Below are 11,480 nucleotides of genomic sequence, written 5' to 3'. Positions count from 1 at the left end.
TACCGACAGCTTTTGTAATAGCTTCATCTAAATCTTTTAAAATATCCTTAGTTGATTCAATTCCAACAGAAAGACGAACAAGTTCCTCAGAAACGCCACTTTTCTTTAAGTCTTCCGCACTTAATTGTTGGTGTGTAGTGGAAGCAGGATGAATAATTAATGACTTTGCATCTCCTACATTCGCCACGTGAGACCATAATTGTACATTGTCAATTAGCTGTCTGCCTGCTTCACGTCCACCTTTAATTCCAAAAGTAATAACGGAGCCGTATCCATCTTTGAAGTACTTTTTCGCTAGTTTATGTGATGGATGATCCTCTAGACCTGGAAAGTTGACCCACTCTATTGCTGGATGCTCTTGTAGAAACGCTGCAACTTCTTGAGCATTTTGATTATGACGCTCAATTCGTAAATGCAATGTTTCCAGGCCTTGGATAAGTAAAAATGCATTTTGTGGACTTAAGCATGCCCCTGTATCGCGTAAAAGCTGAACACGTAACTTTAAGGCAAATGCTGGTTCACCTAGATCAGCAAATCGAATCCCGCCATAGCTTTCATCTGGTTCTGTAAAGCCAGGGAACTTCCCTGAACTCCAATCAAACCTGCCAGCATCTACTACGATCCCGCCAATTGTCGTCCCATGTCCGCCAATCCATTTAGTCGCTGAGTGGACGACAATGTCAGCACCCCATTGGATTGGATTTGCAAAATATGGAGCAAATGTATTGTCAATAATTAATGGAATGTTATTTTCATGGGCAATCTCCGCTACTTTTTCTACATCAAAAACGTTTAAGCTAGGGTTCGTAATTGTTTCACCAAAAACTGCCTTAGTTTTATCAGTTATCGCAGCTCGAATTGCTTCAGGATCGGTTCCGTCAACAATTTTTACATTAATGCCATAGCGCGGTAATGTATGTACAAATAAGTTGTACGTTCCACCATACAAATTGCTGTCTGCAACAATTTCATCGCCAGCACTAGCAATGTTTAAGATAGCATATGTAATAGCGGCCATTCCTGATGAGGTTGCAACTGCTGCTACGCCACCTTCTAATAAAGCAACTCGCTGTTCAAATACATCAACTGTTGGATTCATTATTCTCGTATAAATATTTCCCGGCTCTTTTAAACCGAATAAATTTTGTGCATGCTCCGTGTCGTTAAAGACATACGATGTTGTTTGATAAATTGGAACAGCACGAGAACCTGTCGTTGGGTCAACAGACTGCCCTCCATGTAATAAAATTGTTTCTTTGTCTTCGTAATTAAAGTTTGTCAAAATAATTCCTCCTTGGATTTTTAAGCCGGCCATTTAACCGCCTTGTGAGATTTGCACGTAGTGCGCTGAACGCACGTATGCTTTGAAGCAGGAATCTGGATTGAGAAGGGGTAGGGATACAAAAAGCCCTCTTCATAAGAAGAGGGCGTTAAATGCTACCGTTCCTCCTCTTATCTTCCAGATCAAGAGATGACCTGTAGGATTTGGCACCATCAAAAGCATATCGAAATGCTTTTAGGTTGCTGGGCTTCATCGGGCCTATTCCCTCCGCCGCTCTTGATAAGAGATATAACTATTAGATTAAAATGTATGTTACATGAAGAAAATACATTTGTCAACAAAAGATTTGAAAAATTCAATGTTGCTGTTTTTCTTTACGAATAGGACGGTGCCTTAAAGAACTGCCCATATAAAGAAAGAGGGCAATCCATATAAAAATAAATGAAAGGAGATGCGCTTGTGAAAAGGTTTCTCCGTACAAGAACACACCGAGAAGTAACATTATTGTTGGCGCAATATATTGCAAAAACCCGACCATTGACAACGGAATCGTACGCACAGCGCTTCCAAATAAAAGGAGCGGTACAGCTGTTGCTACCCCCGTACCAATTAACAATAGTACGGTTAAAGAATCCGCTGTATGAGCGGGTGTTGACCCACTAGAAAAAAACAATACATAAATAAGTGCAATCGGCATAACAATCATTGTTTCAATTGCAAGGCCAAAGAGGGAGCTAAGATTAACCATTTTTTTAAAAAGGCCGTATAAAGCGAATGTTATAGCGAGTAGAAGGGAAACCCACGGGAAAACACCGAAACTAATTGTTAAATTTAAAACGCCGATACTTGCAAGAATTATAGAAAATAATTGCCTTCTCGTCAGCCTTTCTTTTAGCACAATAATACCGAGTAAAATACTAACGAGCGGATTAATATAATAGCCGAGGCTTGCTTGAATGACATGATCACTGTTAACCGCCCAAATAAAAATTAGCCAATTAAAGCTAATGATAAAGGATGCTGATAGGATGCTAATTAATTTTTTTCGATCAGCGATTAATTGCTTGCACGTCTGCAAGAATGAAGATCCTTTTCGTAAAAGTAGAATTACGGCCATCATAAGTACAAAAGACCAAATAATACGGTGCGCTAATACGGTATCTGCTGGAACGTTATTCACGAGCTTCCAATAAATAGGGAGGAACCCCCATAATATATAAGCAGCCAATGCATATATAATCCCTGATTTGCTATTACTTGTCATGATGTTTCCCTCTTTTCCAATAAAAGTACAGTTCGTGACGATTAAAAGCGCGCTGCGAATTAATTCCTTCGGTGTACGGCAATTGTTTCGTCAAGCAAGGATTTTTCAACAAAAATATATTGAAAATCAACGGTTGCATGAAACATATACAATTTTAGAAGGGATTATACGTAAAAGCAATTACCGCGTCTTTCGTGATTGAGTCAAGTATTTGTGGGTGTTATTTTAAGAAGTTAAAAAAACTCTCTTTGTATTCGTTACTATTAGTATTGATTCCTACCGACCGCAGTAGATATACACTACGCTTTCCGAGGAGGCTGAAGCCGTGCCCGCGGAAAGCATCCACCTGCAGTGAAAATCAACGGTGTTATTCATGTGTATATCGTTCGAAGTAAAATTGATCACATATTATCTAATTAGATTCGTGCATCTGTTCCCCCACAAACATTTTACTCATACGTCTTTCGTAATCGTCTTGCAATAACAATTGTACATAATCAAGACCGCGTAAAATGGAAGTAGATGTGATCAATAGAAGCTTTTTAACGTATTGAAATAAGAACGATAAAAACGAGACTCAATCAGTAAAGAAGCTTCGCTTTCAAGTCAATCGCGAATCCTTTATAATGGATTAAAAGTTAGATAAACAATTTTTACAGGGAGGATTAAGCATGGGAAACGATAACAAACGATTTGAAACTACTGCTATACATGAAGGCTATAATGCTAAAGGTATGCACGGAAGTATTTCAACGCCACTATTTCAAACATCTACATATGAATTTGAATCGGCGCAACAAGGTGAGCGCCGATTTGCTGGTGAAGAGGAAGGATATATTTATTCTAGAATTGGCAATCCAACAGTAACTGTATTGGAAAAGCGCATCGCTGCAATGGAAAACGGAGAGCGTGGACTTGCATTTAGCTCTGGAATGGGTGCGATCTCAGCTGTATTAATCGCATTAACGAAGGCTAACGATCATATTTTATGTTCATCGGGCATTTATGGATGTACATTTGGACTTTTGACGATGATGAAGGAAAAGTATAATATGTCCTTTGATTTTATTTCGATGGATACAAAGGAAGAAATACGCGCGCAAATTAAGCCAGAAACGTCTTGTATTTATGTGGAGACACCGATTAATCCGACAATGAAGTTAATTGATTTACAAATGGTCGCAGAGGTAGCTAAAGAATATAACATACCTGTAGTAGTGGACAACACATTTTCCTCGCCATATTTACAACGTCCACTAGAATTAGGCTGCGATGTAGTTGTTCATAGTGCAACGAAGTACTTAAACGGTCATGGGGATGTAATCGCTGGGTTGGCAGTTGGTAAAAGAGAGTTTTTAGACGAAGTTGCTGCAACTACACAAAAGGATATCGGTGGCGTAATAGGGCCTTTTGACGCTTGGCTTTTGCTTAGAGGAATGAAAACATTGCCACTACGCATGGATCGCCATAGCGATAATGCAGAGAGAATATTTGAAAAGCTGCGCAAGCATCCAAAAATAAAGGCTATTTATTATCCACATGATACAAATCATCCGAATTATCCGATTGCTAAAAAGCAGATGAAGCGTGGCGGTGGTGTGATCGCTTTTGAAATTGGTGGCACGAAAGAAGCAGCTCAAGCATTGTTAAATGATTTAGCATTTCTAAAAGTAGCGGTCAGTTTAGGCGATGCAGAAACCTTAATCGAACATCCGGCAACAATGACACATGCAGTAATTCCAGAAAACGAGCGTCTGCTTATGGGAATAACCGATCAGTTAATTCGTCTTTCTGTCGGACTAGAGGCATGGGAAGATATTTGGGAAGATTTAGAGCAAGCGTTAAATAAACTATAAAAATCGTTTGTATGAAAATTAAGTCCACATGAATGTAGTACATATGATTTGCTTCAGCAATAATATATGTGCAATTAATTTGTGCTTTAAAACGCATTGGATAAGCAAACAAATTGGGTTCGATTATCTTCTTTGATAACCGAACCCATTTTCATTCGTTCATTTTTAACTCAAAATAGAAAGTTACATGATTGTGCCTAGTGAGTATGCTTATTTTTTGCTATCTTGATTCGGTCCTTTAAGAAAGGCACTGCCAATTAGTAAAACAAGGGCGATAATCGTAAATAAATTTACACCGCTTTTCTTTTCCTGCTTTGGTGCCTCATTCGCCTTTATAAGCTCCTTGTTTGTTTTCCCTTGCTCTGTTGCTGAAATGGCTAGGGTTCCTGACTGTTTAGCTGGAGGTGACGAAATCGTCGTTACAGGCGTGCTTTTAACGGCTTGTTCGCTTGCTTTGCTCGCACGTATATCTCCTTGCGCTTGCGCCTTTTCTTCAATACCGATGGCCGGATCAAAGCTTGCCGGATTGTGCCGGCTCTTATTATAGTTTTTGGCTAATATCCAAGATAGCAGTGTCACAATTAAAATAAGAGAAATTGCAAGTGTGTCCTTCATTGCTGCGGACATTTCAAAAGTGCTCGATGCTGCTGCCCGATCTTCTGCCTGTACATAGCTTTGCATAGAAAAAACGAACAGTAAACTAGTTAGAATAGCAAATACTTTTTTCAATTGAATACGTCCTCCATTTCATCATATGGTCAAATATATCATTATCTGAAATATTCAGCAAATAGTCTGATTTTGTCGTTCAAAAGCAGTTTCGGAAGTTATCGAACGATTTCGTTCTATGCTATATTAGTTAGTAGAAACAGTTTTGTTTTAGTTGGCTCGATAAGGGTATGATAAAGTATCTGTATCATGCTTTTTTTACAGAAAGCTATTAAGTCTTATTTCTTTCGGGTTAGTTGTTCGGTTGAATGAAGGAGTGTTGTTACATGCAGGCAGCTCAATTAATACCATATTTGATTAGTCTTATTATGATTTTTAACTTTGTGTTGGCTTTTACGATTATCTTTTTAGAACGAAAAAACCCTAGCTCAACTTGGGCATGGTTAATGGTACTTTTTTTTATTCCCATTCTTGGTTTTATTTTATATTTGATTTTTGGCAGGAAGTTAAGTCATAAACGCATTTTTACATGGGATACGAAAAGTAGACTCGGTGTGTTAAAAGAAGTTCAAGCTCAGTTACGAACATTAGAAGAGAAAACGGTTTATTTTAAACAAGATGTATTAATGCAATATAAGGACTTGTATTATTTGCATTTAAAAAACAACGATGCAATTTATACGCAAGATAATGAAGTAGATATTTTTACAGATGGAGTTGCTAAGTTTTCTTCATTAATTACGGATTTAGAACAAGCGAAAGACCATATTCATTTATTATATTATATTATTAGACACGATCAGCTCGGTACTCGAATTGCCGATGTCCTTATAAAAAAAGCTCATGAAGGGGTTGAAGTTCGTCTGCTGTATGATGATATGGGCTCGCGCTTACTAAGTAGAAAGTACATACAGCGTTTAAAGGCAGAAGGAATTCACGTCGATGCATTTTTTCCACCGAAAATACCGAAAGTAAATTTTAAAATTAACTTCCGTAACCACCGCAAGCTTGCGATTATCGATGGACAAATCGGCTACATTGGTGGCTTCAATATTGGAGATGAATACTTAGGTAAAAATGAACGGTTTGGGTATTGGCGAGACACGCATTTACGTATTTCTGGGGATGCCGTTCGTAATATGCAAACGCGTTTTATATTGGATTGGAACCAAGCTTCAAGGAATCATATCCCATATGAAGAACGATTTTACGTAGGGAAAGCAGCAGGAGATGTTGGTGTGCAAATTGTTTCCAGTGGGCCAGATTCCGATTGGGAACAAATTAAATATGGATACATAAAAATGATCTTGACGGCAAAGGAATATGTATATATTCAGACACCATACTTTATTCCCGATGAAAGTTTAATGGATGCTCTTAGAATTGCGGCACTGTCCGGCGTTAAAATTAAAATTATGATCCCAAATAAACCAGATCATCCTTTCGTGTATTGGGCTACTTTATCGTACATAGGAGAGTTATTAAACGAAGGAGCAGAAGTTTATTTGTACCAAAACGGTTTCCTACATGCGAAGACAATTGTCGTTGATGGAAATGTTTCATCTGTTGGAACGACAAATATTGATGTGCGAAGCTTCCGGCTTAACTTTGAAGTAAATGCCTTTTTATATGATAAAGATATTGCTAAAGAGCTTGTTAAAGTGTTCCAACAGGACATTACACTATCAACGCAGATGACAAAGGAGCTGTATAAAAAACGCTCGTTAGGTATTCGGTTCAGAGAGTCAATCTCGCGTTTGCTGTCACCGATTCTTTAAATTGATGAAAAAACGCCGTTCTTAAAAGCAATGGACGTATAAAGCACCTTTACAATTAAGGAGGAATGACATATGGAAAGAAAACCTTGTTCTAATTCGCTAACCGTAAAAACGGCTCACGTATTACCACCAGATGCCAATACACATGGCACACTCTTTGGTGGAAGACTTATGGCGCACATAGATGATGTTGCTGCAATAGCCGCTGCACGACATGCGAGAAAAACGGTCGTAACAGCTTCAACGGATTCTGTTGATTTTTTGGAGCCTGTTAAAGAAGGCGACTCCATTTGTGTAGAGGCGTTTGTGACGTGGACACATCACACATCTATGGAGGTTTTTGTAAAAGCGGTAACGGAGGACCTACTGACGGGCGATCGCAAAGTATGCTCCACAGCTTTCTTAACTTTTGTTGCGATTGATGATGCAGGCAAGCCGACACAGGTACCATCTGTTTATCCGGTTTCCGAAATAGAAAAAATGCTACACGAAGGTGCACCAATTCGAGCAAAACATCGAAACGAAAGAAGAAAGCAATCTAAAAAGATGGCAGCAACGTTCGGCACCGATTTTCCGTGGGATTCCGAAAGGTAACAAATCTTTAGTAGTTTAAAAGTAATGGAGGCGACAAAATGATTGATCAAAAAACAAAAGAGAAATATGCGGAGTTAGCTTTGCGTACAGGCGTTAATTTACAAAAAGGCCAAGCGCTATTAATTAATGCACCGATAGAAGGAGCTGATTTCACTCGAATCGTTGTACGGAAGGCGTATGAATTAGGTGCAAAAGATGTGCACGTAAGCTGGGTAGACGATGAATTAACATTATTAAAGTATGAGCATGCAGCAGAAGAAGTGTTCGCTACCTATCCAGAGTGGAGTGTGAAGATGCAAGAATCATTTGCTACTAACGGTGGGGCGGTATTGTCGATACGTTCAACGAATCCAGATTTGCTGGAAAATATTGATCCAAATCGAATTGCAACAGCAAATAAAGCTGCTGCCCAAGCATTAACAAATTTCCGCCGCTATATTATGAACGATAAAATTACGTGGTCGATTATTTCAATTCCAACTGGGGATTGGGCTCAAAAGATTTTTCCGGACGATTCGAGAGAAGGTGCTATTGAAAAGCTATGGCAGGCGATTGCGAAAATTGTTCGCGTGGATCAAGATGACCCAATTGCTGCTTGGGAAACGCTTAACAATACATTGAAAATAGCGAGAGAAGCATTAAATGAACGTAATTATGACAAATTAATATTCAAAGGGCCAGGAACGGACTTGGAGATCGGCTTGCCAAAAGGCCATATATGGAAGGGCGGTTCTGCACAATCCGAAAAGGGTATTCCATTTAATCCGAATATGCCAACAGAAGAAGTGTTTACTGTTCCGCATAAATACCAAGTGAACGGCACGGTCGCAAGTACGAAGCCATTAAATTATGGCGGTAGCGTAATTGACCGCTTTAGCTTAACCTTTAAAGATGGAAAAGTGATTGATTTTAAAGCGGAGCAAGGGGAAGAGACGTTAAAGCACTTGCTAGAGACTGATGAAGGCGCACGCCGCCTTGGAGAGGTAGCGTTAGTTCCAGATGAGTCACCGATTTCCCAATCTGGCTTAATATTTTATAACACGTTGTTTGATGAAAATGCATCGTGTCATATAGCGTTAGGTAAAGCATATCCGACGAACTTGGAGGGCGGAGCATCATTGAATGAAAAAGAATTAGATGCCCATGGAGTCAATGACAGCCTTGTTCATGTTGATTTTATGATTGGATCAAATAAGTTATCAATTGACGGTGTGAAGACGGATGGAACGATAGAAGCTGTATTTCGTAACGGAACATGGGCATTCGATATAAGCTAAAACCGAATGCACTTCTGAATGGCCTCATACGTACATACGAGGCGATATACGAAAAATCCAAAATCTGGCTCAACATCTATGTATCCTGTTTAAACATAAGAGTACCTCTGTAGGTTAGTATATGTTACTTTAATCCTACGAAAAGGTGCTCTTTTTGCTTTCAGTTTTTTTGAAATCATTTACTAATCATAGAGATATGAATGCTCAAATCTAGTTGATTGTAACGGAAGGTAGCGACACTGGCGGGAAAAGCATGCGTTCGAAAATCTTTATAGCGGTCACGAATGAGAGCTATAAAAGATGAGGCGATGCCCGCGAAAAAGCGCCCACTTGAACTAAAAATAAAAGCGATGAACAACACACTGTATAACATGTTTTGTGTAGAAGCATTATTCGGATTTCTTATTAAAATGTCAAAAGGAATTCAGTTTAAACTGCATTCCTTTACATATCGAGTAGGCCGTTGTCACAGCCTTCATCTTTTGTACCTTATTTATGTTTTTCAGAACGCAAGCTTCATCGCTTATTTTAAAGAAGATTGTTTTTTACGAGAACGGCTTTAATCTTCGTAAAGGTGTATTCCTCAGGCAATATGTCTTTTACCGGAGTTAATCGCTTATCATCACTTTGTTCATATGCGTCAAGAACGACACGTTCTTCCATGTCGGTGAAAAATATTTCCCATGCAATCGGGTATCCAGCTTTAAATGCTTTAAATAAATGACCTTCAATCGTCTGATGGCTCATATTTCTAATTACAGAGATGGCAGATATTGACTTGCCAGCTTGAAAGAGCTGATAGCTTACTATGTGACTCGGCTCTTCCTTTTGTTGTTTTTTTCTCGTTGAATTGTCGAGTCGATTCGTGGAAATTTGAATTTTTGGCTTTGCTTCCGGATGTTGTTCTTTCCATTCATGTATTAATTGAAGGAAAGGCTCTCCGTATTGTTCGTATTTTTTATTTCCAATCCCTTTAATTGATAACATCGCTTCTTTTGATGTTGGAAGATAGCGACACAAGTCTTTTAATGTAGCGTCCGAGAAAAGAACATAGGGTGGAACTTGTTCGGCATCGGCAATTTCCTTTCGTCGCTTCCGCATGCCTGAAAACAGCGCCTCATTGTAATCAATTACTTCATTTGTTGGCATCGGCGCAGTGTATATCCATACCGATTGTTTTCCTTTTAACACGTTAACCGATTGTTTATTTAGCCTTAAAACAGGATATTTGCCTTCCTCGGTATCTAATAGCTGCTCCGCTATTAGAAAATGAATCCATTCTGTAAGTTCTTTTTCTGTATAGTTCGATAAAATACCATACGTTGATAGTTTATTCAGTTGAAAGCTGTCGATTCTTTTATCCTTCGAGCCTTTTAATACTTTTGCTGTCATACTGACTCCATACCGCTCCCCCATACGTTTTACACACGATAAAATCATCTGTGCTTCTTCTGTTATGTCGGTTTTCTCTTGTCGGTCTACGCAATTGCTGCATCGATTACAAGGCGTATGTTCGTTGGCATCATTAAAATAATCCAAAATAAAGTTCGTTAAGCAACCGTGTGTATAACAATAATTAGTCATTGCTTGCAGCTTTTGATATTCCAATTGCTTTGCCGCTTCATCCATGGTCGATTGTTCAATTAAAAATTTTTGCAATTGAATATCCTGTGGCGAAAATAAAAGCACGCAATCACTAGGCTCTCCATCTCTTCCGGCTCGTCCCGCTTCTTGATAATACGATTCAATATTCATAGGCATAGCATAATGAATAACAAAACGGACATTCGATTTATCAATCCCCATTCCGAAAGCGTTCGTAGCAATCATTAGAGCATTATCTTCATATGTAAAAGCGGATTGCGCTTTTTTTCGTTCGGTCTCGGATAACCCCGCGTGGTATTTAAGGGCTCGATAGCCTCGTTTTTGCAGTTGGTCGTATAAATGGTCGGCCTGTTTTCGGGTTGCAGTATAAATAATTCCAGACTTTTCTTCTTGTGTGGGCAAGTAGTCTCGAATATAAGACGATTTATCTTTTCCTTTTACGACGTGAAAGGATAAGTTTTTCCTTTCGAACCCCGTTTTAACAATGTGTTCGATTTGCAAAAGCGAACAAATATCCTCAATTACTTGTTCTGTTGCAGTTGCTGTAAGTGCAACAATGGTAGGTACATGTGCTAATTTTTGCAAGCTCGGGATAATCGAACGGTAGCTAGGTCGAAAATCATGCCCCCATTGAGAAATGCAATGTGCTTCATCAAAAGCAATCAAAGAGATGGTGAGTCGTTGAAGACTTTTTATAAAGGAATAAGAATTAAACCGTTCAGGAGCAACGTACACAAACGTATACGCTCCTTTAGCCATTTTCCAAAGTCTATCTTGTTGCTCAGAGGAAGAAAGTGAGCTGTTAATATAGGTTGCTTTAATCCCATTTGCTTGTAATGCATCGACCTGATCTTTCATTAGGGAAATTAATGGAGAAATAATAATTGCTGTTCCGCTCATTGTTAGGCCAGGGATTTGATAGCACAGTGATTTTCCACTTCCAGTCGGCATTACTGCAAGTGTGTTGCTTTTATGTAAAATTTGTGTGATCGTTTCTTTTTGTCCGGCTCGGAATTCGCTATAACCAAAGTATGTTTGCAAGACTTCTTCTATTTTCATTCGTGTGCTCCCCCTTTACAACTCATATCGTAACATGAAATTGTGAATTCGGATAAAAATTCAGCTGCTATCATATGCTTCGTTTTATAGCATCGA

7 protein-coding genes, 1 pseudogene and 1 riboswitch are annotated in these 11,480 nt (G+C 38.9%); of the genes and pseudogenes, 4 read left to right on the top strand and 4 right to left on the bottom strand.

Annotated elements, in window-relative coordinates; genetic code table 11:
• Position 1: 1 nt before the first annotated feature.
• Both ACLIBH_RS01715 and rarD read right to left on the bottom strand, forming a co-directional pair.
• Positions 2-1,315, bottom strand: a pseudogene (locus ACLIBH_RS01715) (O-acetylhomoserine aminocarboxypropyltransferase/cysteine synthase family protein); the annotation flags it as partial.
• A gap of 134 nt (positions 1,316-1,449) precedes the next feature.
• Positions 1,450-1,568, bottom strand: a riboswitch (SAM riboswitch).
• Positions 1,569-1,637: 69 nt separating this feature from the next.
• Complete coding sequence (rarD, locus tag ACLIBH_RS01710) at positions 1,638-2,546, bottom strand: EamA family transporter RarD (protein WP_439314941.1); 909 nt, start codon at positions 2,544-2,546, stop codon at positions 1,638-1,640.
• 671 nt (positions 2,547-3,217) lie between these two features.
• On the opposite strand from rarD, the gene megL reads away from it, so the two are divergent.
• On the top strand, positions 3,218-4,402 hold the full coding sequence (gene megL / locus ACLIBH_RS01705) for a methionine gamma-lyase (RefSeq protein ID WP_439314940.1): 1,185 nt from the start codon (positions 3,218-3,220) through the stop codon (positions 4,400-4,402).
• A 210-nt stretch (positions 4,403-4,612) separates the two neighbouring features.
• On the opposite strand, the gene ACLIBH_RS01700 is transcribed toward megL, so the two are convergent.
• A complete protein-coding gene (locus tag ACLIBH_RS01700) occupies positions 4,613-5,131 on the bottom strand; it encodes a hypothetical protein (protein ID WP_439314939.1) in 519 nt (172 codons plus the stop codon).
• A gap of 266 nt (positions 5,132-5,397) precedes the next feature.
• Between ACLIBH_RS01700 and cls the strand changes: the two genes are divergently transcribed.
• The 3 genes from cls (at position 5,398) to ACLIBH_RS01685 (ending at position 8,720) form a co-directional block, all read left to right on the top strand.
• Positions 5,398-6,849 carry a cardiolipin synthase gene (gene cls, locus ACLIBH_RS01695; RefSeq protein ID WP_439314938.1) on the top strand — a complete coding sequence of 484 codons (1,452 nt, stop codon included), beginning with the start codon at positions 5,398-5,400 and terminating at the stop codon, positions 6,847-6,849.
• Between the two features lie 72 nt (positions 6,850-6,921).
• Positions 6,922-7,443, top strand: coding sequence for an acyl-CoA thioesterase (locus tag ACLIBH_RS01690; protein ID WP_439314937.1), 522 nt, complete (start codon positions 6,922-6,924; stop codon positions 7,441-7,443).
• 38 nt (positions 7,444-7,481) lie between these two features.
• Complete coding sequence (locus ACLIBH_RS01685; protein ID WP_439314936.1) at positions 7,482-8,720, top strand: aminopeptidase; 1,239 nt, start codon at positions 7,482-7,484, stop codon at positions 8,718-8,720.
• Positions 8,721-9,248: 528 nt separating this feature from the next.
• On the opposite strand, the gene recQ is transcribed toward ACLIBH_RS01685, so the two are convergent.
• Positions 9,249-11,384, bottom strand: a complete 2,136-nt coding sequence (gene recQ, locus ACLIBH_RS01680; RefSeq protein WP_439314935.1) for a DNA helicase RecQ — start codon at positions 11,382-11,384, stop codon at positions 9,249-9,251.
• Positions 11,385-11,480 lie beyond the last annotated feature (96 nt).

The organism is Virgibacillus sp. W0430 (genome assembly GCF_051846935.1).
In the GTDB taxonomy this organism is placed as follows: domain Bacteria; phylum Bacillota; class Bacilli; order Bacillales; family Amphibacillaceae; genus JBPYCR01.
Note: the sequence above shows the minus strand (reverse complement) of the source record. Positions and strands in the feature narration are given on the sequence as shown.